The sequence below is a fragment of the Pseudomonas sp. 10C3 genome (genome assembly GCF_036346185.1).
Lineage (GTDB): Bacteria > Pseudomonadota > Gammaproteobacteria > Pseudomonadales > Pseudomonadaceae > Aquipseudomonas.
Genome location: NZ_JASJVE010000001.1, coordinates 1 through 25,505 on the forward strand (window position 1 = coordinate 1; position 25,505 = coordinate 25,505).

Genomic DNA, 25,505 nt, shown 5'->3' on the forward strand with positions numbered 1-25,505 from the left:
AGATGTGTATAAGAGACAGTACATACGGTGTGCCCAGAAACAAGGCAAGCATGGCGCTGCGCCCGATCAATGGGGCCAGCAATAAGGCCAAGCTCTGCCGGTGTTCGATCACTGCCAGCAGGGCACAGAATTTGAGCAGAAGCACCAGCACCAGGGTAACGACCGCAATCGGTCCACTGCGCGGGTCTTTCATGATGCTCAGGGTGCGTTCGCGGTCACCAAAGCCACCGAGCCACGCATCAGCGCTGTCGGCCAGCCCGTCCAGGTGCAGGCCACCGCTGAGCAACACCCAGGCCGTCAGCAGCAAAGCCGCGTGCAACATCGACGGCGTACCGCTCAACAGTGCGCTGAGGCCCATCAGCAGCAGTCCGAACAGCAGCCCCACCAACGGATAAAACAATAACGACCGCCCTAACGCTTGCGGCTCGGGCATGCCCGGCAGGCGAATGGGCAGGCTGCTGAGAAACTGCAGGGCAATCCAGAAGGGTGACAGTTTCATTCGCTCAACACGCAACCACTGCCGCCCCGAAGCGTCAGCAGTGCACCATGCCCGACTTCAACCTGAAGCAACTGCTCACGCGGTAAACCCCGGGCCTGAGCCAGCAACAGGCGCATCACCCCGCCGTGGCTGATCAGCAACACACGCTGACCGGCATAGGCCTGATGCAGACGCTCGACCGCCGCCAATACCCGCGCGGAAAAAGCCGTCAGCGGTTCAGCCTTGGGCGGGGTGAACGCATAAGGATTGGCCCAGAACAGCCCCAAACTCTCCGCGTCGGTCTCCATCAGTTGGGCAGCGCTGCGCCCTTCCCATTCACCGAAGTGCAGCTCCTGCAGATCAGCGTCCGTGTGCAGCGGCAGGGCCAACTGGTCAGCCAGCTCTTGGGCAAAGCGAGCGCAGCGTTGCAGCGGCGAACTGACGATTCGATCCCACGGGCCAGCCTCGGCCACCGCCGCACGCATCTGCGCCCAGCCAGCAGCGGTCAATGCGTCGTCCAGGCTGCCGCGCAGGCCACCGCCCAATTCGGTTTCGCCATGACGCAGCATATCCAGGCGCAAGGTCATGCCGGGCGGTCTGCCACTGCCGCTTCGGCGAACGTCGCCATGCCGTTGTGCAGTTCACAGGCCAGGCGCAGCAACGGCACGGCCAACGCAGCACCACTGCCCTCACCCAGGCGCAAGCCGAGGTCGAGCAAGGGTTCCGCCTGCAAGGTTTCCAACAAATGTCGATGGCCCGGCTCGGCGCCACGGTGGCCAAACAGCAGCCAGTCGCGACACGACGGATTCAAGCGCACCGCAACCACGGCCGCGACCGTGCAAATAAAGCCGTCGACCAGCACCGCGATACCTTCCTGAGCACAGGCCAGGTAGGCACCGACCAGCGCTGCAATCTCGAAGCCGCCCAGACAGAACAAAGTGCGCAGCGGATCGCCGGCATGCCCGGCATGCAGCGCCAACGCACGCTCGATGACCAACGCTTTGTGCGTGACGCCCGCCGCATTGAGACCTGTACCCGGCCCAACCAGCAACTGCGCCCGGCATTCGAGCAAGGCGCATCCCAATGCGCTGGCCGCTGCGGTGTTGCCGATGCCCATCTCGCCGCCAATAAACAGCTCCGCGCCCGACGCCAGTGCACGGCGAGCACTGTCACGTCCGGCCTCCAGCGCGAGCAAACCCTGCACCTCGGTCATCGCCGGCCCTTCGACGAAGTTCGCGGTGCCCGCACCCAACTGCAAATGCCGGACGCCCGGCAGGTTCAGCGGCGATACCGTGCCCAGATCAACCACTTCCAACTGCGCCGAAAGCTGACGGGCCAGCACGCTGATTGCCGCACCGCCAGTCACGAAGTTATGCAGCATTTGCCCGGTGACTTCCTGCGGAAAAGCCGAAACCCCTTCAGCAACCACGCCATGATCGCCCGCAAAAATGGCGATCCAGAGGTTGTCGACGCTGGGCCTGAGCCGCCCCTGCAACCCGGCGAGCTGTAACGCCACCTGCTCTAGCTGCCCGAGAGAGCCGGCCGGTTTGGTCAACTGCTGCTGACGGGCCAGAGCCTCTTCACGCACCTGACTATTGATTGCCTGCGCCGGCTTCAGCCACCAGGAATTGCTCATATTGCGGGTCCTTTCAAGGTCAAGGGCAGGCCAGCGACGGTCAAGACCACGCGTTGGCAACGTTCGGCCAGGGCTTGATGCAGCCAGCCGGCCTCGTCGACGTAACGCCGGGTCAGTTCACCGAGGGGCACGACGCCCATCCCGGTTTCGTTGCTGACAAAAATGATTTCACCGGGCAACCCGGCGAGGCAGCTCAACAGCGCCTCGCGCTCAAGGGCCAGGCGCTCAGGGTCTTCGAGCATCAGCAGATTGGTCAGCCATAAGGTCAGGCAATCCACTAGCAGGCACCGCTGGGCACTGGCCTGCTCGACCAGGACACGGGCCAGTTCGAGCGGTTCTTCAATCAGGCCCCAGCTGTCGGGGCGGCGCTGACGATGAATCGCCACGCGCTGGCTCATTTCGCCATCCAGCGCCTGGCTGGTAGCGATATAGATGACGTCGAGGTTACTGTGGGTGGCCAACTGCTCGGCCAGTCGACTTTTGCCCGAACGAGCGCCGCCTAGAATCAGTTGCAGCATGTCAGTTGCCCTCCAAATCAGCGCTGTCCAAACCACACAGGGTTCGCAAAAGCGCGCCGTCCAGGTGGTTCTCAACCAGGTCCGCCAGTCGCTCGATGTCGCGTTCGCGCAGTGCGTGGTAGTCGACGTGCTGCACATTCTCCAGACCCGCCCAGCGCAGTAATGCAGCACACGCTGACGGCGACTCGAACAGGCCGTGCAGGTAGGTGCCGAGAATTTGCCCATCGGCACTCTGTGCACCATCGCAGCGACCATCGTCAAGGCGCACGGCCGCATGCTCCAGCGCAGCGCCAGTGGTCACCCCCGCGTGAATTTCGTAACCGCTCACGGGCGCGCCTTCCAGCGCGAGATGACCACGCACATTGCGCAGTTGTTTCTGTTCTTCCAACACGGTGTTGATGTCCAGCATGCCCAAACCGGCGCTGGAACCGGGCGCGCCTTCGAGCCCCAGCGGGTCATGCAGCTGCTGACCGAGCATCTGCAAACCACCACAAATGCCCAACACCTTGCCGCCATAGCGCAGATGCCGGGCGATAGCGATGTCCCAGCCGTGGCTGCGCAAGAATTCCAGATCGCTGCGCACGCTTTTCGAGCCAGGCAGGATAATCAGGTCCGCAGCCGGGATCGGCTGGCCAGGACCGACGAACTGTAGATTCACCTGTGGGTGCAGGCGCAACGGGTCAAAGTCCGTGTGATTGCTGATACGCGGCAATACCGGCACCACCACATTCAGCACCTGCTCGACCTTGTCGGTCTGGCGCTGATCGAGACCATCTTCGGCCTCGAGGTGCAAATCCATCATATACGGCAGCACGCCGATCACCGGTTTGCCGGTGCGTGCTTCCAGCCAGTCAAGGCCCGGTTGCAGTAAGGCGATATCGCCGCGAAAACGATTGATGATGAAACCTTTGACCCGCGCCTGCTCACTCGGGGACAGCAGTTCCAGGGTGCCCACCAAATGGGCGAAGACCCCGCCGCGATTGATATCGGCAATCAACAGGACAGGGCAATCCACCGCTTCGGCGAAGCCCATGTTGGCGATGTCGCCTGCGCGCAGGTTGATTTCGGCAGGCGACCCGGCGCCCTCGACCATGACCACCGGATAGGCCGCACTCAAGCGGTGGTGCGAGGCCAGCACCGCCTGCATCGCGATCTCTTTATAGCCGTGATACGCCACCGCGTTCATGGTGGTCACCGCCCGGCCGTGGATGATGACCTGCGCGCCCGTGTCGCTATTGGGCTTGAGCAACACCGGATTCATGTCGGTGTGTGGCTCGAGCCCAGCGGCCTGGGCCTGCACCGCTTGCGCTCGGCCGATCTCGCCACCGTCCGCCGTCACTGCGCTGTTGAGCGCCATGTTCTGCGGTTTGAAAGGCACCACACGAACGCCCTGACGGGTCAACCAGCGACAGAGCGCGGTCACCAGCGTGCTTTTACCGGCGTCTGACGTCGTCCCCTGCACCATCAAGGTGGTCATGGTATTTCCTTAGTGTATTCGCTAAGGGCTCGTTCGAACCGCTGCCAGTCGGCTTCTTCAGCCGGCAGACCGAAACGCAGGGCGCTGTGGTGGGGACTGCCGGCGTTCAAAAACAGCCGCAGCAGAATCCCGCGCCGGGCACAGAACTCATAAATCCGAGCGGCGTGAGGGGTCGTCAGCCATTGAAACAGCGCGCAACCACCCTGAGGCTTCAAGCCATACTGGCTCAGCAGCTCAGCCAGGCGCTGGCTGGCGTGTTCGGTACGCAAGCGTTGCAGGCGATGACCGTCGACATCGCTCAGGCACACTTGCCCCAGCACGCGCGTTGGCCCGCTGACGGCCCAAGGGCCAATCTGCCGCGCCAGTAATTTGAGCAACTGTGGTTCGGCAATCACAAAGCCCAAACGCACGCCCGCCAGCCCGAAGAACTTGCCGAACGAACGCAACACGATCAGGCCGACGCGCCAGGCTTCGGCGGTCAGGCTCAACTGCGGCGTGTTGTCCATAAAGGCTTCATCGACCACCAACCATCCACCGCGCTGGGCCAGGTGCGCGTGCCATTCAAGCAGGCGCTCCGGGGCGATGCTCAGCCCGGTGGGGTTGTTCGGATTGACCACCACCAGCACATCAAGGCTGTCGATGAAAAAATCCACTTCGTGCTCGAACACTTCGCGCACGCGAAAGCCGTTGGCACGCCAGGCTTCGGCATGTTCGGCATAACACGGCGATAACACACCGACCTTGCCCGCACGACGCAAACGCGGCAACGCCTGAATCGCGGCTTGCGAACCGGGCACCGCTAGCACGCGAGGGGCGCCATAGTAGGCGCAGGCGGCCAGTTCCAGGCCATCGTCGGTTTCCGGCAACCGCGCCCAGGCTCGCGCCGGGATTTCCGGGATCGGCCAGGGCCAGGGCGAGATACCACTGGACAGGTCCAGCCACTCGGCTTCAGCGATGCCGTAGTGCAGCGCGGCACCCCGCAAGCGACCGCCGTGCTCAAGCATACAGTTCAGCCCCCACGCACAGGACCAGCAACCACAACCAGACACCGCGCTGGACCAATTGCCAGCCACGATCGATCGACTGAGCATCCGCCGGCGCGCCTTCGCCCAATTGCGGACGCTGGTGCAGTTCCCCGTGATAAATCGCGCCCCCCCCCAACTCCACGCCTAGCGCGCCCGCACCGGCGGCCATCACCGGACCGGCATTCGGACTGTCCCAGCCAGGTGCTTGAGAACGCCAGCAGCGCAGGGCCAATCGGGTGTTGCCCAGCAGGGCGTAGGTCAACGCGACCAGGCGTGCCGGAATGTAATTCAAGACATCGTCGATCTTTGCCGCCGCCCAGCCAAACCGTTCGAAACGCTCATTGCGATAGCCCCACATAGCATCCAGAGTATTGCTCAAACGATACAACACCACCCCCGGCGCACCCGCGACAACAAACCAGAACAAAGCGGCGAACACCGCATCGCTACCGTTTTCCAAGACTGATTCGGTGGCCGCACGGGCGACTTCGGTTGAGTCCAGCTCCGCTGTCTGCCGACTCACCAGATAGCCTACGCGACGACGGGCTTCGTCCAGGTCACCGCTGCGCAAGGCCTGCGCCACCGGCTCGACGTGTTCGCCAAGACTGCGCAGACCCAGCGCGCAATACAGCGCCAGAACCTCCACCCACCCGCCTATATAGGGCACCCAGCTGAAAAGAGTCACCAGCAGCGTCAACGGGATCACCGCGATGAACCAGGCGGTGACCCCATGACTGCGCCAACCGCGCCCGGCCGAATTGAAACGCTGTTCGAGCCGGTCAGCAAAGCGCCCGAACGCCACCAGCGGGTGCGCCCGTTTCGGCTCGCCCAGCAGCGCATCCAGCGCGACCCCGGCGACGCTCAGCAACGCCACGCTCATCGACTCACTCCCCACTGGTTTTCGTAGAGCAATTCGCTCAGCGGACGCGCCTGCGCCCACCCTTCCAGCACCAGCATGGGCGCCGGGTAAAACTCGGCCACCGGTCCCAGACACAGAATCGCCAGGGGTTTTGCCCCCGCCGGCATGCCCAGCAAGTCGGCCAGCGCTTGCGGTTCGAACAGTGAAACCCAGCCCATGCCCAACCCTTCGGCACGCGCTGCCAGCCACAAATTCTGAATCGCACAGGACAAGGACGCCATGTCCATTTCCGGCAAGGTGCGGCGCCCGAAGATATGCCGCTCGCGATCATCCATCAGCGCCGCGACCAGCACTTCCGCGCAATCGTTAATGCCTTCGACTTTGAGCTTCATGAAATCGTCGGAGCGCTCACCCAAGGCTTCTGCGGTAAGAATCCGCTCTGCCTCGACCTGTGTCTTGATGCTCTCCCGCAGCGACCGGTCGCTGATACGAATAAAGCGCCACGGTTGCATCAACCCGACGCTGGGCGCCTGATGCGCCGCTTCGAGCAATCGCGCCAGCAGCTCTGGCGCCACGCTACCACCGATGAAGTGGCGCATGTCGCGACGCTCGGCAATCGCTCGATACACCGCCGCACGTTCGTCGGGGCTGAACGCCTGATCATTCATGGTTTGAAAAGCGCCGCAACCGCTTGAGGATTAGAAGGGAAATAGAAGTGTACGTAAGACGCGGTCATGCGCCCGTCACGATAGACCGCCTCGGCGCCGCGCCCACCGTTGGGGCTCACGCCGCGAGCGATGGGCTGCAACTCAGTGCTGGTCAGCGAGTGGTGATAGGTGTGCCCACGCAGCAAGCCTTCCGGCAGCTCGACCGCTTGCAAAGCCAGCGCGGCCAAACGTTTCTGCATCACCGCTTCGCCCGTCAGCAGCCCCACCAGTTGCGCACGCTGACCGTCGACATCGGTCAAGGCATCCAGCAGGTAAAGCATGCCGCCGCACTCAGCCAGCAGGGGTTTACCTGCTGCATGATGGGCGCGAATGGCGGCCAGCATCGGTAGGTTTTGACCCAGCGCGACGTGGTGCAGTTCGGGGTAACCGCCCGGCAGATAAAGGCTGTCGGCATCGGGAATGAAGGCGTCGTGGATCGGCGAGAAAAATGACAACTCGGCGCCCATGGCCCGCAGCAGGTCAAGACTGGCGCCGTAGGTAAAGGCAAACGCTTCGTCCCGAGCCACGGCAATGCGCACCCCCTCAAGCAAGGGTTCAGCCTTGACGATGTCGGGCGCGGCGAATTCGACAGCCGGCGGCAAGGACACCTCGCACGTGCTGCCTAGGGCGGTGGCGGCGGCGTCGAGGCGTGCATCCAGATCATTCAGTTCGCTGGCCTGGACCAGGCCCAAATGACGGCTGGGCAACTCAATCCCGGTTTCTCGCGACAATGCGCCGTACCAGCGCAAACCCTCAGTCAGGCTGCCTTCGAGCAGTTGCGCGTGGCGCACGGTGCCGACGCGATTGGCCAACACCCCGGCAAACGGCAGGTCCGGCTGATAACGCGCCAGGCCCAGGGCCAACGCGCCAAAGGTCTGGGCCATCGCAGTGCCGTCGATCACGCCCAGCACCGGTACGCCGAAATGGCGCGCCAGGTCTGCGCTGGACGGCGTACCGTCGAACAAGCCCATGACCCCTTCAATCAGAATCAAGTCGGCTTCGCCCGCCGCCGCCCACAACAGTCGGCGGCTTTCATCGGCGCCGACCATCCACAAATCCAGCTGATAGACCGGCGCGCCACTGGCGCGTTCGAGAATCATCGGGTCGAGAAAGTCCGGGCCGCATTTGAACACCCGAACCTTGCGCCCTTGATTGCGGTGCAGTCGGGCCAACGCGGCCGTCACGGTGGTCTTGCCCTGGCCGGAAGCCGGCGCGGCGATCAACACCGCCGGGCAATGACGCGGCGCTCTCATGAAGGACTGCTCATAGCTCAATGCCTTTCTGCGCACGGATACCGGCCTGGAAGGCATGCTTGACCACGGCGATCTCGGAAACCGTGTCCGCCAGATCAATCAATTCTGGCTTCGCACCACGGCCCGTCACCAGCACATGCTGCATCGGCGGACGACTTTGCAGGTCGCTGAGGACCTGCTCCAGGTCCAGATAGCCGTGTTTGAGAGCGATGTTCAGTTCATCGAGCACGATCAGGCCGATGCTCGGGTCACGCAGCATTTCCCGGGACACTTCCCAGGCGGCTTCGGCGGCGGCGATATCGCGCTGGCGGTCCTGGGTTTCCCAGGTGAAGCCCTCGCCCATGACGTGATAACGCACCTGCTCGGGGAAACGACGGAAGAACAGCTCTTCGCCGGTGCTGTTGCGACCCTTGATGAACTGCACGACGCCACACTGCATACCGTGGCCCATGGCGCGGGCGAGCATGCCGAACGCTGAGCTGCTTTTGCCTTTGCCGTTCCCCGTCAGGACCAGTAACAGCCCGCATTCATTCGGCGAACTGGCAATGCGCTCGTCCATGACGGCTTTTTTACGCAGCATGCGCGCCAAATGACGTTCGTCACGTTCGGGGGATTCGTTCATCTCAGCTCTCCGTTTGAGCAGGGCACGCGAAAGCAAACGGAAGGCACAGGAATTGACTGCCAGCACGGTCAAAAAAGACCCTGCGCAGAGCATCGCCCGCCGTGATGCTGTTGGATGGATCAGGCCGGTCTCCGGACTCATGAGCGGGCTTTGCCCCCACTGCGCGCCTTCCCACATCTTTTACGATGCAGTGACTGAATGCGCAGCTTTGACTCATTTACCGTTGCGGGGGCAGCGCCGGAATCGGTCGCTGGACGCGCCCTCACCGGCTTCCCTGTTTCACTCAGCCCATCAGCGATGGCTGAGCACCTGAAACACGTCGCGAAGGGTAGAGGGTTGGGGGTAGAGCGTCAATCGAAGCGCCCTTTCCTTTCGCGTAATAAAGCTGTTTGACCCGTGCGAGGCATATCGATTGATATTAAACGACAGCCATCCCGCGCCACCTACTAAGCTTGCTGACTATCAACTCACCTGCAAAAGGTTGAACCTCAACAGCCCACCCTCCTCTACTGCTTTACGCGCACCTTTCGCTTTTCAGGGAGATTGTCATGTTCACACTCAGACCTCAGTTGGCAGTACTGCTTGTACTGATGACCGGCCTTACCGCTTGCGGCGAGACCGCGCGTCTGCAAGTAGCGGAAGGTACCGGCCCGCAGCCGAAGCTGCCGGAACCGAACAAAACCCTGATCCCGACCGTGAACATCGCCCCTGCCGTGGGCTGGGCAAAGGGTGCAAAACCTGTCGCTGCACCAGGCACTCAGGTGTCGGCGTTTGCCGAAGACCTGGATCACCCGCGCTGGCTGTACGTGCTGCCTAACGGCGATGTACTGGTCGCCGAAACCAACTCGCCGGCCAAGCCCGATGACAGCAAAGGCATTCGGGGCTGGATCATGAAAAAGGTCATGGGGCGTGCGGGTGCGGGCGTAGCGTCCGCCAACCGGATCACACTGCTGCGCGACAAAGACCATGACGGCGTTGCTGAAACCCGTACCGTGTTCCTGCAAAACCTCAATTCACCCTTTGGCATGGCTCTGGTCGGCAACGACTTCTATGTCGCCGACACCGATCAACTGCTGCGTTTCCATTATGAAAACGGGCAAACCTCGATTACCGGCAAGCCAAGCAAGGTGACAGACCTGCCCGCAGGGACACTCAATCACCACTGGACCAAGAACGTCATTGCCAGCAAAGACGGTAAAAAACTGTACGTGACCGTGGGTTCCAACAGCAATGTCGGTGAGAACGGCCTGGACAAGGAAGAAGGTCGAGCCGCGATCTGGGAAGTCGATGCCGCGACGGGCGCGCATCGGATCTTTGCCTCTGGCCTGCGCAACCCCAATGGCATGGACTGGGAACCGCAGACGGGCACGCTGTGGACCGCCGTCAATGAGCGCGACGAAATCGGCAGCGATCTGGTACCCGATTACATTACGTCAGTGAAGGATGGCGCATTTTATGGTTGGCCGTTCAGCTACTACGGCCAGCATGTGGATGTGCGCGTCTCACCCCAAAACCCGGCTTTGGTGGCCAAGGCCATTGCACCGGATTACGCCGTCGGGCCCCACACCGCGTCGTTGGGTCTGACCTTCAGTGACGGAAAATCGCTGCCAGCACCGTTCACCCGAGGTGTATTCATCGGCCAGCACGGCTCATGGAACCGCAACCCCCACAGTGGTTACAAGGTGATATTCGTACCGTTCACCAACGGTAAACCCAGCGGCGCCCCCGTCGACCTGTTGACCGGTTTCCTCAACGCGGACGAGAAGGCCCAGGGGCGTCCGGTGGGCGTGATCAATGATCAGCATGGCGGAGTGCTGGTGGCCGATGACGTGGGGAATAAAATCTGGCGGGTGACGGCGGCAAAGGCGCAGTAAGCCCCCGCTTTCGACGGGGCAGGATTTACTGCACGATCACATCAAATCAGGGGTTATTACGCGCCAGATGCTCTGGTTGAATGACGCGCTTGGCGTTGAGGTAGGTTTTTTGCCAATAGCTGTTGTTGAGACTGTCCAGGCGCACTGTGCCGCCCGTTGCCGGCGCATGCACAAAGCGCCCCTCCCCAACGTAGATCGCGGCGTGGCTGACCTGCGAGCCGCCTGACGTGGCGAAGAACAACAGATCACCAGACTGTAAAGCGTTGCGCCCGACGTCCGGCGCGCGCATCACAATCAACTCTCGGGTCGAGCGTGGTAGCGCGATACCGGCCGCGTCACGGTAGACATAACCAATCAATCCACTGCAATCGAAGCCTGAATCAGGCGTATTGCCGCCCCAGCGATAAGGCGTGCCGACCAAACCCAGCGCGCGAATCAGCACGTCTTCAGCAGCGGGCGAAGAATAATCGGAAGTCATTGGCGCAACGGGTCGAACAACCCATTGTTTTGAAGGGGGTGGAGCGTGGCTTGCGCAAGCGGAAAGAAGCGCAGCAGCCAATGTGATCAACCCTAGGCGTACCGTAATCGACATAAACACAACAACCTGATCTGGATGCGGCTTACTCTGCCGGGAGCCCGAACTGCGTGTAACTTGGGTTACACGCTCCGGTAATGACTAGCGTTGGCTTTGGATTGTAGTCGGCGCCATCGCTAACGCACGTTTAGCTTCGATGAAGGTCTTCTTCCAATAGCTGTCATCCAGGCTATCGACCCGAACACCACCGCTACGGCTGCTGCTGGAATGGATGAATTGATCATCGCCCAGATAGATGCCGGCATGACTCACACGACCGCGACCCTTGGTGCTGAAGAACAGCAGATCACCCGGCTTCAGGTTGTTGCGAGCAACCAGTGGAGCCTTCAAGTTGATCATGTCGCGAGTGGAGCGTGGCAACGTCATGCCCGCTTGTTCACGAAAAAGGTAGTTGATGAATCCGCTGCAATCGAAACCGGCTTCGGACGTACCGCCTACGCGATAACGGGTACCGATCAGGGACATGCCGCGTTCCAGGATGCTGTCGGCAAGAACTGGCATGCGGTACGGCTTGCTGTCAGCAAACTCGGCCAGTTCTTTTTCGGTGATCAACTCTTCGGACAGCACGGAGTCAGATCCGTCGGCCATCTGGGAGGAGCGTGCAGACTGCGCAGTAATCGAGGCATGAGCCTGATTCTGGACCTGCTGCTGGTTCGAGGCAGGCATGTTAGCCGCGCAACCAAAAAGGAGTGAAACCAGTGCGAGGGGCACGAGGGGTGCGAAGCGATTTAGCATGGGCACGACCGTGGCTAATGATGTAAAGGAGATGAGACTATGCCTTCTATCACCCTGATTTGCAAATTCAATCGATCTAAATGTGACTTACCAGTTCCTCCATAACTTCTAAGGCTCTACAGCCCAGGAAAACATCCATGGCGGCGCTATGGTCGGTCGGCGCCGGATTTATCTCGGCGGTAAAGCCCCCCGACACCCGCGTACGCAGGACCGGCTCGTGAATATACGGGAAGCTGGCGGTGGTGCCGATGCTCAATACAGCGTCGAAACCCTTGGCCATTTCTTCGTACAACGTTTCCAGCGCCCGCTCGGGCAACATTTCCTCGAACAACACCACTGGCGGGCGCAATACCCCATGGCAGTGCTTGCACAAGGGCGGCAATGGCCGTTGCAGGTGCTCGCTCAGTTCCGGGTCGATGGCGCCACAGGATTGGCAAAACAACGGCGCCAACTGCCCGTGGATTTCGATCAAGCGCTCAGGTGGACTGCCAGCGGCACGATGATAGCCATCGACGTTCTGCGTCAGGACCCAGCATTCAGGCTTGAGCCGCTGCAACTGAGCGATGGCGTAATGGGCGGCATTCGGTTGCGCACCGAGACAAGCCTTGCCCAGTTCAGCGATATATTTCCAGCACAGCGCAGGGTCGCGGCGCAACATCGGGCCAGACAGCGCCATTTCGATGGGCAGCCCGTCCGAGGTCTTTGCGTTATACAGCCCGCCAACGCCCCGGTAGGTCGGGAGGCCCGAGTCGGCCGACAAGCCAGCGCCGGTAATAATCAGGATGCGCCGGGCATGACGCAACGCCGCCGCTGTTTGCAGCAACAGCTTGCGATCTACCACGGCCGCGCTACCAACCTAACGTTTCCTTCAGGAAAGGAATGGTCAGCTTGCGTTGCGCTTGCAGTGACGCTTGATCGAGACGTTCGAGCAAGTCGAAGAGCGCACTCATGCTGCGGGTACCGCGAGTCAGGATGAAATGCCCGACCTCATCAGTCAGGTGCAGGCCCCGGCGCGAAGCGCGCAACTGCAAGGCGCGCAGTTTGTCTTCATCGGACAGACCACGCATCTGGAACACCAGAGCCATGGTCAGCCGTGATTTGAGGTCGAGAAGCTTGACCGGCAATTCCCGTGGAGACTGGGACGCGGCGATCAACAGGCGACGGCCGCTATCGCGCAGGCGATTGAACAGATGGAACAGCGCCTCTTCCCATTCCGGCTTGCCGACCACCGCTTGCAGGTCATCCAGGCAAACCAGCTCGTACTGCTCCAGATTATCGAGCAGCTCGACGCCTTGATCCATCACATCTGCCAAGGGCAAGTAAACCGCCAGCTCGCCCAACTGCTCGAAGCGCAGGCAAGCGGCTTGCAGCAAGTGAGTACGCCCGACGCCATCCTTGCCCCAGAGGTAAATCAGGCTTTCGGTCCAGCCAGCATCGGCTTCGCACAGCCGCTCAACATAGCCGAGTGCTGCGGCATTGGCGCCGGGATAGTAATTGATGAAGGTGGCGTCATCACGCAGACGCACACCCAAGGGCAGCTGAATCGGTTTCATGCTGGCTGAACGGCTCAAGCGAGCCGCTAGGGGCCTCTGTGTAAAGTGGACAAAGTTTATACCGGCGACGCTGGGTGCACAATGCGGCAGACCACAAGCAAAATCAAAGGTTTGCGTTTACTTCGTGTCATGCGCCGCATCGGTGCGCCAGATCCAGTGCGAATAGACCAGGATCCGACGCAACAGGCAGATCACCTACAGATCAGGATCTACCGTGCCACCGTAAATATCCGACTCTTTATAGAGGTCATGCATATGGCGCACCAAAACCATGATGACAGCCGCCACTGGCAGCGCCAGTAACACACCCGTGAAACCGAACAGCTCACCGCCCGCTAAAATCGCGAAGATCACCGCCACCGGGTGCAGACCAATCCGGTCACCCACCAGCAACGGGGTGAGCACCATCCCCTCCAGAGCCTGACCGACCATAAACACCGCGATGATGCCCATCATGGGGTACACGTCGCCGCCAAACTGGAACAGCCCGGCGATGACGGCGGCACCGATGCCGATTACAAATCCCATGTACGGCACAATCGCCGCAAGGCCCGCAATCACTCCGATCAGCAGGCCCAACTCCAGGCCCACCAGCATCAAGCCGGCGGCATAGATAAAGCCCAGCGCAACCATGACCAATAGCTGGCCGCGAATAAAGGCACCAAGGACTTCATGGCACTCGCTGGCCAGCTTGACGATCTGCCCTTCACGATGACGCGGCAACAGACTGCGAATCCTGGCCATCATCAGGTCCCAGTCGCGCAGCAGGTAGAAGCACACCACCGGAATCAGCACCAGATTGGTCAACCAGCCGATCAACGCCAGACCGGATGCCGTCGCCTGAGCCAACACCATACTGACAATATCGCCCGTCTGCCCCATGTGCTCGGAAATGGCAGCCTTGACCTTGTCGAACTTCCAGAAACCTTCAGCCAGGCCCAGCTTGGCCTGGATCCATGGCAATGCGGTGTGCTGCAACCAGTCGAGCATCTGTGGCGCCAGCTCATACAGGCGGAACAACTGTTTGGCCAGCATCGGCACCAGGACCAGCAACAGCGCCATGAGAATCATCGTGAACAAGCCGAACACCGCGACCACACCCAAGGTGCGCGACAGCCCGGCGGCTTCCAGCCGATCGACCAAAGGGTCGGCCATATAGGCCAAAAGCAGCGCAATCAGAAAAGGCGTCAGAATCGGATGCAGCAAAAACACAAACACACACAGCAGGACAACCCCGCCAATCCAGAACCAACGACGTGAGTCAGCCATTACCACCCCTCAAACCCAAGAATAAAAACCAACCCGAAGCACCGTCCCGCCGTTACCAACGAAAGTGCAACTGCGCTGCAGAAGACGACTGAGTCACGGGGGCAGCGCCATCGACCGGAGGTTGTTGTGCTGGTGTTGCAGCACTCACCTCGCCCGCCGGGACTTCCTGCAATTTGGCCAGGGACAATTGCGAACGAAGTTGATCGGCACTGCCATTGACCTCGTAGGTAATGCGATCACCGCTCACCGTTTTCAGCTTGGCGCCAAATGGATCGAGCAAGCGACTCAACTGAGCGTAACGTTCAAGGTTCATGCCCTGCACTTCCAGCACCAGCGCGGTCGAGGCACCCGGCTTGACCACATAGCGCGGCGCCAGACGTTCGCTGACCGCCAGCAGGACAGCATCGGCCAAGGCTCCGCTGTCCGCGCCAGTGGCCGTGCCCTGCTCACTCTGCTGGCCCAGCCACAAACGCCATTTACCCTGCCATTGACCGTTCTCTTCACGAGCATGCACCGCCAGCAAACCATCGGCGCCATACCGCTCGGAAGCGGCCCTCAACGGCGCAGAGTCGGTGCCTTCGATGTTCTTGGCCGTTCCTACAATTTGCTCACTCAAATCCGCCAAAGGCAGACGCAGTGGCAAACCCCGGTGCTGCGCCGCGCGACGCAAGGGTTCGGCCGCGCTCTGACCATCGCCCACCAGATTGGAGCCATCAGTGGCATCACTCAACCACCAACCAAGGATCGTCGGACGATTACTGCCCCACACAGACAAGCCTGCCTGATGCAGCGAGCGCTCGGTACTGGCCGGGTCGAAATCAACCAGCAAGGTCTCTGGCGGACCCGCTTCGTAGCCGTACTTGGTGATGATCTGTTGCGGGTCCTTGCGCACCCCGGCCAGGCCAGCGCTTTGCGGGGCCTTGGGATCACCTGTCAGCCGCAGAATCAAGGTTTCCAACGCGCGTTGCGTGGCCTGAGTGCGCTCATCAGGGGTTTGCCCACTGACTGTTTCACGCACTTGATACAAGTTGCTCACGGTTTCAGCAACGCTGGGCAGACTGATCAATGACAGACAGCCCACGAACAACAATTTAGAAAGACGCATGGAAGGTTCCCGACGGGCAAAAGCGGCATGAAAAAGGCCGCGTGAAAACGACTGATATGGTTGAGACCACACATCGAGCCGAATCATTCATACAGAATCATAGCGACACCTTATACAGCCGCCGACAAACGAGCCAGCTTGGGCGCATGCATCGATTATTTTGGGTTCTAATAAGCCTGCCCGTCGGCCTAAGGATGGCCGCTGCCCTGTAAGCCTGATAAAATCGCGCGCCTTCGCAGACTGGCGATGGCGGTGGCCCCTGAAAACGCAGCATTCCTTGTATGCAGCGTTTTTCGAGAGGCCCTGCCGACTTCGGTCGACCCCCCGAATCCCCTTAAAGGCCTGGATTATGAGCAAGCAACCCTCCCTGAGCTACAAAGACGCCGGTGTAGACATCGACGCCGGTGAAGCATTGGTCGAACGCATCAAGAGCGTGGCCAAGCGCACCAAGCGTCCGGAAGTCATGGGCGGTCTGGGTGGCTTCGGCGCCCTCTGCGAAATCCCGGCCGGCTACAAGCAGCCTGTACTGGTCTCCGGCACCGACGGCGTGGGCACCAAGCTGCGTCTGGCGCTGAACCTGAACAAACACGACACCATCGGCATCGATCTGGTCGCCATGTGCGTCAACGACCTGGTGGTTTGCGGTGCAGAGCCGCTGTTCTTCCTCGATTACTACGCCACCGGCAAACTCAACGTCGAGACCGCGACTCAGGTCGTGACCGGCATCGGCGCTGGCTGTGAGCTGTCCGGTTGCTCGCTGGTAGGCGGCGAAACCGCAGAAATGCCCGGCATGTACGAAGGCGAAGACTATGACCTGGCCGGCTTCTGCGTCGGTGTCGTGGAAAAAGCCGACATTATCGATGGTTCGAAAGTCGCCGCCGGTGACGCCCTGCTCGCCCTGCCGTCTTCCGGCCCGCACTCCAACGGTTACTCGCTGATCCGCAAGATCATCGAAGTGGCCGGTGCCGACATCGAAAACATCCAGCTCGACGGCAAACCGCTGACCGACCTGTTGATGGCGCCCACCCGCATTTACGTCAAACCGTTGCTCAAGCTGATCAAGGACACTGGCGCAGTCAAGGCCATGGCCCACATCACTGGCGGCGGCCTGCTGGACAACATCCCGCGCGTACTGCCAGCAGGCGCTCAGGCGGTGGTCGATGTCGCCAGCTGGCAGCGTCCTGCCGTGTTCGACTGGCTGCAGCAGCAAGGCAATGTCGCTGAAACGGAAATGCACCGCGTCCTGAACTGTGGCGTGGGCATGGTCATCTGCGTCGCTCAGGAACACGTCGAAGTGGCCTTGAACGTGCTGCGTGAAGCCGGCGAGCAACCTTGGGTCATCGGTCAGATCGCCACCGCTGCCGAAGGCGCTGCGCAGGTCGAGCTGAAAAACCTCAAGGTACATTGATGTCAGTGCAGATACCTGCAACGTGTGACGTGGTGGTGCTGCTGTCTGGCACCGGCAGCAACCTGCAAGCCATGATCGACAGCTTCAAGGGTGTCGACAACCCTGTCCGTATCCGCGCGGTGATCTCCAATCGCGCCGATGCGTTCGGCCTGCAGCGCGCCAGGGACGCAGGCATCGAAGCCCGCGTCCTCGATCACAAGGCGTTCGAAGGTCGAGAGGCCTTCGATGCTGCGCTGATCGAGCTGATCGACACCTTTCAACCCAAGCTGGTGGTGCTCGCCGGGTTCATGCGCATATTAAGTGCGACATTCGTCCGTCACTACCAGGGCCGCCTGCTGAATATTCATCCTTCTCTGCTGCCGCTTTATAAGGGCTTGCATACTCACCAGCGAGTGCTTGAAGCTGGTGACAGCGAACACGGCTGCAGCGTGCATTTCGTGACAGAGGAACTCGATGGGGGTCCACTGGTCGTACAGGCAGTAATCCCGGTAGAGTTGAACGACTCGCCAGCCACCCTGGCACACCGGGTTCATGCTCAGGAACACGAGATTTATCCGCTGGCAATACGATGGTTTGCCGAAGGAAGACTAAGCCTCGGCGAACAGGGCGCATTACTGGATGGCCAGTTACTCCCGGCCAGTGGCCACTTGATTCGAATCTAGGAGATATTATGCGTCGCGCTTTGCTCTTCGCTTTCGCTCTGCTCGCACTGCCAGCTGTTCAGGCCGCAGACCTTCAGCCGTTTTCCGCCAGCTACACCGCTGACTGGAAACAGCTGCCCATGAGCGGCACCGCCGAACGCAGCCTCACGAAAAACGCGAACGACACCTGGACCCTGAGTTTCAAGGCTTCCATGATGATCGCCAGCCTGACCGAGGTCAGCACCCTGCGTGTCGACAAGGGCACCCTGCTGCCACAGTCCTATAACTTCGAACGCGGCGGTCTGGGTAAAACCAAAAAGATCGACATGGCGTTCGACTGGAGCAGCAAGGTGGTAAGCGGCACGGATCGCGGTGACGTGATCAACCTGCCCATCAACCCCGGCGTGCTCGACAAGTCGACCTACCAGCTGGCGTTGCAAAAAGACGTGGCTGCCGGCAAGAAGAGCATGAGCTACCAGGTGGTCGATGGTGACTCTGTAGACACCTACGACTTCCGCGTACTCGGCTCGGAAAAGGTCGATACCAAGGCTGGCAAGATCGACGCTATCAAGGTCGAGCGTGTACGCGACCCAACGCAAAACAAGCGCATTACCGTGATGTGGTTCGCCAAGGATTGGGATTACCTGCTGGTTCGCCTGCAACAGGTCGAAACCGACGGCAAGGAATACAACATCATGCTGTTGAACGGCACCGTCAACGGCAACGCGGTCAAAGGCAGCTGACAGGCCTGAGTTCGCCAGCAAGACCCAAGCCTCCGCTTTTCAGCGGGGGCTTTTTATTGCGCGGCCTGCACAGAACCAAGACAAAACTGAACGTAACCTGTCCGAGACGCCGACACCCCACGCCCGCGACTTCCGCGACACCCATACAGCACGCGCCCCGGAGTTATTCCCTCACTTTATGCAAAGGTGTGTTACAGCTTTCAGTCATTTACTTAGATAGCTAGCTAACGATATAACAGAGACCTGCGACGTGTTGCCGCAGCTACCTAGAGTCAGGAGCTTACAAAGATGACCGTAAAAGTTACTGAACGCGACGCTTCCCATATCTCCCATGAAAGCAACGCCGCGGGCGTGCAGATATGGGATGTGTACCAGCAGGATTTGCTGGTCGGGATGTTCCATAACGAGACGGACGCTCATCAATACAAAGCCGAACTGGAAACACTGGAAAGCCAACGCACCCAGTAAGACGCCCTTTAGGAATCGCTGTAAAAACAAAACCACACAGACTGTGTGAAAACGCAGCGAGCGAAGGCAAGACAAGGCAAAAACAGGCGAGGAAGCGGAGTCTACGTGTTGTAAATGAGCATTCCGAGCCTGTTTTTAACGCAGTATTGCCGAGCGCAGTAGTTTTCACACAGCCTGAGCAGAAGCGGGTTTTGTTTGTCCAGGACCTGGGCTTACCACATCAGGTCGTCAGGCACCTGATAGGCCGCGTACGGATCATCGGCATCCGGTGCTTCGGTCGGTGTATTGAGCAGCACGACCCGGCGTGGGTCGCGTTCCTGGATCTTCAGCGCGGCTTCACGCGGAATGATCTCGTAACCGCCGCCATGATGAACGATGGCCAGTGAGCCGCTGCTGAGCTTGTTACGCATCAGCGTGTTGACCGAAATGCGCTTGACCTTCTTGTCGTCGACGAAGTTGTAGTAGTCCTCGGTGGTCAGCTTCGGCAGCCGAGAGACTTCGATCAACTGCTTGACCTGAGCGGTACGAGCTTTGAGCTCGACCTTTTCCTGCTGCTGGCGATTGAGTTCTTGATCACGCTTGGCTTTTTCGGCCATGGCGTCCTGCGCCGCACGCTTTTGCGAGTCATCGGCTTCGATCTGGCCCTTATGCACCAGACGTTGTTCTTTTTGCTTGTCTTTGCTGACCTGCTTGGCCTGCTTTTGGTTGACCAGACCTGCTTTGAGCAACTGGTCGCGAAGGGAAATGCTCATGATGCGTTCTTTTCCTGACGTTTGGCTTCGCCCCAGAGAGCGTCCAGTTCTTCGAGGGTGCAATTTTCAATGGGACGATGGGTCTGGCGCAATGCCTGTTCGATAAATCGGAAGCGTCTTTCGAATTTAGTGTTCGCCGCACGCAAGGCGCTTTCAGGATCGACCTTAAGGTGCCGGGCCAGATTCACCACCGCAAACAGCAGGTCACCGACCTCATCCGCGATGGCCGGGGCGTCATTGTCCGCCATGGCTTCCAGCACTTCATCGAGCTCTTCACGCACCTTGTCGACCACCGGCAAGGCGTCTGGCCAGTCGAAACCGACCTGCGCCGCGCGCTTCTGCAACTTCGCCGAGCGGGACAAGGCTGGCAGCACGCCGGGGACATCATCGAGCAGGGACAACTGCTCAGGCACGTCAGACTTGGCCGCTCGCTCTTCGGCTTTGATTTCCTCCCAGCGCTGCTTGACCTGGGCCTCGTCCAGCTGCGGCGTTTCCAGCGGCGCATACAGATCGCCAGTAGGGAACACATGCGGGTGACGGCGAATCAATTTTCGGGTGATGCTGTCGACCACGCCATCGAACTCGAAGCGCCCTTCTTCGCGCGCCAACTGGCTGTAATAAACCACCTGGAACAACAGATCGCCCAGCTCGCCCTGCAAGTGATCGAAGTCACCGCGCTCAATCGCATCGGCGACTTCGTAGGCTTCTTCAAGCGTGTGAGGCACGATACTCGCGTAGGTTTGTTTGACATCCCACGGGCACCCGAACTGCGGGTCACGCAGTCGGGCCATCAGGTGCAGCAAGTCTTCGAGTGTGTACATCAATTGTTCTCATTCAAACCAAAGCTGCAAGTACTCAGGGTGTGCGGTTACGCCGTGTCTCGATGATGTTCGGCAACTGGGAGATCCGCCCCAGGAGTCGTCCTAGCGCATCCAGGCCCGGAATTTCGATGGTCAGCGACATCAGCGCGGTGTTGTCTTCCTTGTTCGAGCGGGTATTGACCGCCAGCACGTTGATCCGCTCGTTGAGCAGAACCTGAGAAACGTCACGCAGCAAACCGGAGCGATCATAGGCACGGATGACGATGTCCACCGGGTAGGTGAGCACCGGCACCGGGCCCCAGTTGACCTGGATGATCCGCTCCGGCTCGCGACTGCCCAGCTGCAGCACTGCCGCGCAGTCCTGGCGGTGAATGCTCACGCCACGGCCCTGCGTGATGTAGCCCACAATGGCATCGCCGGGCAGCGGTTGGCAGCAACCGGCCATTTGCGTCATCAAGTTGCCGACGCCCTGAATCTGGATATCGCCACGCTTGCCGGGCTTGTAGCCGGTGGCTTTGCGCGGGATCAGCTCCAGTTGTTCGTTGCCGCGTTCCGGCTCGACCAGTTGCTGCGCAGCATTGACCAGCTGCGTCAGACGCAGGTCGCCAGCACCCAGAGCGGCGAACATGTCTTCGGCGGTTTTCAGATTGGCTTTTTCGGCCAATTTGTCGAAATCCACCTGTGGCAATCCCACGCGCGCCAGTTCACGCTCCAGCAGGGTTTTACCCGCCGAGACGTTCTGGTCACGCGCCTGCAATTTGTACCAGTGGACGACCTTCGCCCGCGCCCGCGAGGTGGTGATATAGCCAAGGTTCGAGTTCAGCCAATCGCGACTCGGCGTACCGTGTTTACTGGTGATGATCTCAACCTGCTCACCGGTCTGCAGGCTGTAGTTGAGCGGCACGATACGCCCGTTGATCTTGGCGCCACGGCAGTTGTGACCGATTTCGGTGTGCACCCGATAAGCGAAGTCCAGCGGCGTCGAGCCTTTGGGCAGATCGATGGCATGGCCATCCGGGGTGAACACGTACACCCGGTCGGGCTCGATATCGACCCGCAGTTGATCTGCCAATCCGCCGATATCACCCAGCTCTTCATGCCACTCGAGCACCTGCCGCAGCCAGGAAATTTTCTCTTCGTATTGATTAGAGCCGGATTTGACGTCGGTGCCTTTGTAGCGCCAGTGCGCGCATACGCCCAGCTCTGCCTCTTCGTGCATGGCGTGGGTGCGGATTTGCACTTCCAGCACCTTGCCTTCGGGGCCAATGACCGCAGTGTGCAGCGAGCGATAGCCGTTTTCCTTGGGGTTGGCGATGTAGTCGTCAAACTCCTTGGGGATGTGCCGCCAAAGCGTGTGCACGATGCCCAGCGCGGTATAGCAGTCGCGGATTTCAGGCACCAACACGCGCACGGCACGCACGTCGTAGATCTGGCTGAACTCCAGACCCTTGCGCTGCATTTTGCGCCAGATCGAATAGATGTGTTTAGCCCGACCGCTGATATCGGCTTTCACCCCGGTACTCAGCAGTTCGTTTTCCAGTTGGCCCATGACCTCGCTGATAAAACGCTCGCGATCAAGGCGGCGCTCATGCAGCAATTTAGCAATCTGTTTGTACTGTTCGGGTTCCAGGTAGCGGAAGGACAAATCCTCCAGCTCCCATTTGATGTGCCCGATACCCAAGCGGTGCGCCAGTGGCGCATAGATGTCGAACACTTCCCGGGCCACGCGGTTGCGCTTTTCTTCGTCGGCATTCTTGACCGCACGAATCGCGCAGGTGCGTTCGGCCAGCTTGATCAGCGGGACGCGCACGTCATCGACCATCGCCACCAGCATCTTGCGCAGGTTTTCTACCTGGGCCTGAGACCCCATCACCAACGACTCGCGAGGGCTCAGACTGGAACTGATCGCCGCCATGCGAAGCACGCCGTCGATCAGTTTAGTCACTGTCGGACCAAAACGCTGACTGACGTCCGCCAAGGGGATCTTGCCCTCGCGCACGCCACGGTAGATCACGGCAGCGACCAGTGAGTCCTGATCGAGCTTGAGATCTGCGAGGATCTCGGCGATTTCCAGGCCAGACTGGAAACTGGAGGCCCCTTCTGCCCATAAATTCTTTGAGGCGTTGTCCTGTTGCTCGGCATGGCGGGCAAACTCGCAAGCCTCTTTCAAGGCCTGTCGGTCCAATGCAAGGTCAACGCTGACTATATGATCGAGCCATGCATCAAGATTGATACTGCCATCGGTGTTGATCGGCTGGTGCGCTCTCACCTGTACCATGTTGCTTACCTTCCCTACGGCGCGATAAAAAGCGCCTTCAGTCGCTGGGCTTCTTGAGCAAACGCTCCTTGCTGGGCAGGCAAGGGCTGTGCGTCCGCGGTCCAGTCGGATTAAACGAGATTCCCTGTGAGCGGCTGACTCATTTCCTTAAGCCGTGTCGCTCACTTACTCGCTTCAAATAAAGCCATCGCCTCGACATGAGCCGTTTGCGGGAACATATCGAGAATTCCGGCGCGTTTTAATCTATAGCCCTGCTTGATCAATTCGACCGTGTCGCGCGCTAAAGTTGCAGGGTTACATGAAACATAAAGTAACCGCTTGGCACCTAATGTCGACAGCTTGCGCACCACCTCAAAAGCACCGTCACGCGGGGGGTCCAAAAGTACCGCAGAAAAGCCGTTTTCGGCCCAGCTCGCGTGTGCCAACGGCTGCATCAAATCGGCCTGAATGAACTGCACATTGTGCAGTTCATTGCTCATTGCATTACCCGTGGCACGTTCGACCATGGTCGCAACGCCTTCTACCGCCACCACTTCACGGGCCTGTTGGGCCAATGGTAAAGCGAAGTTACCCAGCCCACAGAACAGGTCCAGAACCCGCTCGTCCGCCGTGGGCGCCAGCCATTCCAATGCCTGCGCAACCATCGCGGCATTAACCGCGGCGTTGACCTGAATGAAATCCCCCGGCCGGTAGGCCAATTGCAAATTCCACGGTTCCAGTCGATAGCCCAATTGCTGACTCGGGTCGACCGGTTGCGGCTCACCCTCGCCGTGCAGCCAAAGCTGGGCATCGTGGGTCTGACAGAAAGCGATCAAGGTCGCCAGATCGGCCTCGGCCAACGGCGCGGTATGGCGCAGAAGCACCGCCGTCGACGAACCGCTGAACAACTCGACATGCCCGACGACCTGCGGCTTGCTGAAACGACGCAGCATGGCCGGCAACTCGGTCATGATAGGTTGCAAGGCCTGTACCAGAACCGGGCATTCGTCGATGGCGACGATGTCCTGACTGGCCGCGGCCCGGAATCCCACATCAAGCCGTTTGGCCTTGGCATCCCAGCGTACGGCGATGCGCGCCCGACGTCGGTAGGCGAACTCTGGACCGGTCAAGGGGGCTGCCCACTCTTCAGGCTCGACACCTGCAACCCGGGTCAACTGCTCGGCGAGCATGCGCTGTTTCAGGGCAAGCTGTTCGCTATGGGGCAAATGCTGGACGCTGCAACCGCCACACCGACCGAAATGCACGCAGGGTGACGGCCGGCGCAGAGGACTGGGCTGGAATACACGCTCAGTGCGGGCTTCCACGACTTTGCCGTGGGCGTTGAGTACCCGCGCCTCGACCTCTTCACCGGCCAGACTGCTGGCCACAAACCAAGTGCGGCCTTCGATGAATGCGATACCGCGTCCGTCATTGGCCAGGCGCTCGATGGTCAACCGCTGCTTCTTCCCAGTCGGCACCTGGGGCACCTTTGTGCCGCCAGTGGGCTGGAAGCGCAGGCCTCTCTCTTGCTTAGCCATCAGTTAGGCACATCGTAGACGCCGGTCGACAAGTAACGGTCGCCTCGGTCACAAATGATAGCGACCATGACTGCATTCTCGACTTCGCGGGACAAGCGCAACATCCCGGCAACGGCACCACCGGACGACACACCACAGAAAATGCCTTCTTCGCGGGCCAGTCGGCGCATGACGTCTTCGGCTTCGGCCTGGGCCATATCGACGATCCGGTCGACACGGTCGGCCTGGTAGATCTTCGGCAGATATTCTGTCGGCCAACGACGGATACCGGGGATGGAGGCCCCGTCCATCGGTTGCAGACCAATGATCTGCACCTTGGGGTTTTGCTCCTTGAGGTAACGCGAAACACCCATGATGGTGCCCGTGGTGCCCATGGAACTGATGAAATGGGTGATGGTGCCGCCAGTCTGCTGCCAGATTTCCGGGCCGGTGCTGACGTAATGCGCTTCCGGGTTATCCCCGTTGGCGAATTGATCGAGCACCTTGCCACGGCCTTCGGCCTGCATGCGTTCAGCCAGGTCGCGGGCACCTTCCATGCCCTCGTCCTTGCTGACCAGAATCAGCTCGGCGCCATAAGCGGTCATCGCCGCCTTGCGTTCGGCACTGGAATTATCCGGCATGATCAGAATCATCCGGTAGCCTTTGATCGCGGCGGCCATGGCCAGCGCGATGCCGGTGTTGCCGGAAGTCGCTTCGATCAGGGTATCGCCCTGATGGATCTGCCCGCGCAATTCGGCGCGAGTGATCATCGACAGCGCCGGGCGATCCTTGACCGATCCGGCAGGGTTGTTGCCCTCAAGCTTCAACAGCAAGGTATTAGTAGTCTCACCCGGCAGGCGCTGCAAACGGACCAGCGGGGTGTTGCCGACGCAGTCGGCGATGGTTTGATACTGCAGGGTCATGACGTCTTCGCAATCCAGACTGCGGGGGCGCCTATCATAACGGCAAACGCCTAAACCCCATATCACGCAAAGTGCGCTGCATAGGGCGAAAAGATATAAGCAGTCAATACGGGCTCAGCTGCGTTATATAAATAGCCTTCGCGAATGAAACAGCCGACCGTGGTGGCTGCCTAGAGCGTGCCTTCCCATTTGGGCCGACGTAGAAGTGGGTAATTTGCCGAGATTGCCCGCGAGCAACTCGCTACACTGCCGGAATATCGATCGCTGGA

The 25,505-nt window shown here is 60.1% G+C and carries 25 protein-coding genes and 1 riboswitch; of the genes, 5 read left to right on the forward strand and 20 right to left on the reverse strand.

What is annotated here, in order from left to right:
- Positions 1–495: 495 nt before the first annotated feature.
- From cobC to cobO, 9 genes are read right to left on the reverse strand one after another with little or no spacing between them, the layout of a single operon-like run.
- A complete protein-coding gene (gene cobC / locus QN399_RS00010; RefSeq protein ID WP_330200346.1) occupies positions 496–1,065 on the reverse strand; it encodes an alpha-ribazole phosphatase family protein in 570 nt (189 codons plus the stop codon).
- Positions 1,062–2,114, reverse strand: a complete 1,053-nt coding sequence (cobT, locus tag QN399_RS00015; protein ID WP_330200347.1) for a nicotinate-nucleotide--dimethylbenzimidazole phosphoribosyltransferase — start codon at positions 2,112–2,114, stop codon at positions 1,062–1,064. Before cobT ends, cobC begins: the two co-directional genes overlap by 4 nt.
- On the reverse strand, positions 2,111–2,632 hold the full coding sequence (gene cobU, locus QN399_RS00020) for a bifunctional adenosylcobinamide kinase/adenosylcobinamide-phosphate guanylyltransferase (RefSeq protein WP_330200348.1): 522 nt from the start codon (positions 2,630–2,632) through the stop codon (positions 2,111–2,113). The genes cobT and cobU overlap by 4 nt, the downstream gene beginning before the upstream one ends.
- Before the next feature lies 1 nt (position 2,633).
- Positions 2,634–4,109 (reverse strand): cobyric acid synthase, encoded by a 1,476-nt coding sequence (locus tag QN399_RS00025; RefSeq protein WP_330200349.1) that lies wholly within the window; start codon positions 4,107–4,109, stop codon positions 2,634–2,636.
- Complete coding sequence (gene cobD / locus QN399_RS00030) at positions 4,106–5,113, reverse strand: threonine-phosphate decarboxylase CobD (protein WP_330200350.1); 1,008 nt, start codon at positions 5,111–5,113, stop codon at positions 4,106–4,108. Before cobD ends, QN399_RS00025 begins: the two co-directional genes overlap by 4 nt.
- Positions 5,106–6,014, reverse strand: a complete 909-nt coding sequence (cbiB, locus tag QN399_RS00035) for an adenosylcobinamide-phosphate synthase CbiB (protein ID WP_330200351.1) — start codon at positions 6,012–6,014, stop codon at positions 5,106–5,108. The genes cobD and cbiB overlap by 8 nt, the downstream gene beginning before the upstream one ends.
- Positions 6,011–6,661 (reverse strand): 5,6-dimethylbenzimidazole synthase, encoded by a 651-nt coding sequence (bluB, locus tag QN399_RS00040; RefSeq protein WP_330200352.1) that lies wholly within the window; start codon positions 6,659–6,661, stop codon positions 6,011–6,013. Before bluB ends, cbiB begins: the two co-directional genes overlap by 4 nt.
- Positions 6,658–7,953 carry a cobyrinate a,c-diamide synthase gene (locus QN399_RS00045; protein ID WP_330200353.1) on the reverse strand — a complete coding sequence of 432 codons (1,296 nt, stop codon included), beginning with the start codon at positions 7,951–7,953 and terminating at the stop codon, positions 6,658–6,660. The genes bluB and QN399_RS00045 overlap by 4 nt, the downstream gene beginning before the upstream one ends.
- A 10-nt stretch (positions 7,954–7,963) precedes the next feature.
- Positions 7,964–8,575: a cob(I)yrinic acid a,c-diamide adenosyltransferase gene (cobO, locus tag QN399_RS00050; RefSeq protein ID WP_330200354.1), complete on the reverse strand. Its 612-nt coding sequence runs from the start codon at positions 8,573–8,575 to the stop codon at positions 7,964–7,966.
- Positions 8,576–8,679: 104 nt separating this feature from the next.
- A riboswitch (cobalamin riboswitch) is annotated at positions 8,680–8,903 on the reverse strand.
- 220 nt (positions 8,904–9,123) lie between these two features.
- Here cobO and QN399_RS00055 point away from each other — a divergent pair.
- Complete coding sequence (locus QN399_RS00055) at positions 9,124–10,449, forward strand: sorbosone dehydrogenase family protein (protein WP_330200355.1); 1,326 nt, start codon at positions 9,124–9,126, stop codon at positions 10,447–10,449.
- Between the two features lie 46 nt (positions 10,450–10,495).
- Here the strand turns inward: QN399_RS00055 and QN399_RS00060 are convergent, their stop codons facing one another.
- From QN399_RS00060 to QN399_RS00085, 6 genes are all read right to left on the reverse strand, one after another.
- Positions 10,496–11,041, reverse strand: coding sequence for a C40 family peptidase (locus QN399_RS00060; RefSeq protein ID WP_330200356.1), 546 nt, complete (start codon positions 11,039–11,041; stop codon positions 10,496–10,498).
- Positions 11,042–11,125: 84 nt separating this feature from the next.
- Positions 11,126–11,779 carry an NlpC/P60 family protein gene (locus QN399_RS00065; RefSeq protein ID WP_330200357.1) on the reverse strand — a complete coding sequence of 218 codons (654 nt, stop codon included), beginning with the start codon at positions 11,777–11,779 and terminating at the stop codon, positions 11,126–11,128.
- Positions 11,780–11,855: 76 nt separating this feature from the next.
- Complete coding sequence (locus QN399_RS00070; RefSeq protein WP_330200358.1) at positions 11,856–12,620, reverse strand: NAD-dependent deacylase; 765 nt, start codon at positions 12,618–12,620, stop codon at positions 11,856–11,858.
- A gap of 7 nt (positions 12,621–12,627) precedes the next feature.
- A complete protein-coding gene (hda, locus tag QN399_RS00075) occupies positions 12,628–13,332 on the reverse strand; it encodes a DnaA regulatory inactivator Hda (protein WP_322182809.1) in 705 nt (234 codons plus the stop codon).
- Positions 13,333–13,527: 195 nt separating this feature from the next.
- Entirely contained in the window at positions 13,528–14,601 is a 1,074-nt protein-coding gene (locus QN399_RS00080; protein WP_330200359.1) for an AI-2E family transporter, read from the reverse strand.
- A gap of 52 nt (positions 14,602–14,653) precedes the next feature.
- The gene (locus QN399_RS00085) at positions 14,654–15,706 is read right to left on the reverse strand and encodes a DUF2066 domain-containing protein (RefSeq protein ID WP_330200360.1); all 1,053 of its coding nucleotides are present in this window, start codon (positions 15,704–15,706) and stop codon (positions 14,654–14,656) included.
- Positions 15,707–16,055: 349 nt separating this feature from the next.
- On the opposite strand from QN399_RS00085, the gene purM reads away from it, so the two are divergent.
- The 4 genes from purM (at position 16,056) to QN399_RS00105 (ending at position 18,966) form a co-directional block, all read left to right on the forward strand.
- The gene (purM, locus tag QN399_RS00090) at positions 16,056–17,114 is read left to right on the forward strand and encodes a phosphoribosylformylglycinamidine cyclo-ligase (RefSeq protein WP_219063933.1); all 1,059 of its coding nucleotides are present in this window, start codon (positions 16,056–16,058) and stop codon (positions 17,112–17,114) included.
- Positions 17,115–17,125: 11 nt separating this feature from the next.
- Entirely contained in the window at positions 17,126–17,776 is a 651-nt protein-coding gene (purN, locus tag QN399_RS00095) for a phosphoribosylglycinamide formyltransferase (RefSeq protein ID WP_322182811.1), read from the forward strand.
- A gap of 8 nt (positions 17,777–17,784) precedes the next feature.
- Positions 17,785–18,498 carry a DUF3108 domain-containing protein gene (locus tag QN399_RS00100; protein ID WP_219063934.1) on the forward strand — a complete coding sequence of 238 codons (714 nt, stop codon included), beginning with the start codon at positions 17,785–17,787 and terminating at the stop codon, positions 18,496–18,498.
- Between the two features lie 288 nt (positions 18,499–18,786).
- Positions 18,787–18,966: a hypothetical protein gene (locus QN399_RS00105; RefSeq protein WP_330200361.1), complete on the forward strand. Its 180-nt coding sequence runs from the start codon at positions 18,787–18,789 to the stop codon at positions 18,964–18,966.
- A 212-nt stretch (positions 18,967–19,178) separates the two neighbouring features.
- Here QN399_RS00105 and QN399_RS00110 read toward each other — a convergent pair whose 3' ends face one another.
- The 5 genes from QN399_RS00110 to cysM form a co-directional block, all read right to left on the reverse strand.
- Complete coding sequence (locus tag QN399_RS00110; protein WP_219063936.1) at positions 19,179–19,718, reverse strand: DUF2058 domain-containing protein; 540 nt, start codon at positions 19,716–19,718, stop codon at positions 19,179–19,181.
- The gene (gene mazG / locus QN399_RS00115; protein ID WP_322181096.1) at positions 19,715–20,539 is read right to left on the reverse strand and encodes a nucleoside triphosphate pyrophosphohydrolase; all 825 of its coding nucleotides are present in this window, start codon (positions 20,537–20,539) and stop codon (positions 19,715–19,717) included. Before mazG ends, QN399_RS00110 begins: the two co-directional genes overlap by 4 nt.
- Positions 20,540–20,573: 34 nt before the next feature.
- Positions 20,574–22,817: a GTP diphosphokinase gene (gene relA / locus QN399_RS00120; protein ID WP_322217522.1), complete on the reverse strand. Its 2,244-nt coding sequence runs from the start codon at positions 22,815–22,817 to the stop codon at positions 20,574–20,576.
- Between the two features lie 161 nt (positions 22,818–22,978).
- Positions 22,979–24,334: a 23S rRNA (uracil(1939)-C(5))-methyltransferase RlmD gene (rlmD, locus tag QN399_RS00125; RefSeq protein WP_330200362.1), complete on the reverse strand. Its 1,356-nt coding sequence runs from the start codon at positions 24,332–24,334 to the stop codon at positions 22,979–22,981.
- On the reverse strand, positions 24,334–25,236 hold the full coding sequence (cysM, locus tag QN399_RS00130) for a cysteine synthase CysM (RefSeq protein ID WP_322181102.1): 903 nt from the start codon (positions 25,234–25,236) through the stop codon (positions 24,334–24,336). The genes rlmD and cysM overlap by 1 nt, the downstream gene beginning before the upstream one ends.
- Positions 25,237–25,505: the final 269 nt, after the last annotated feature.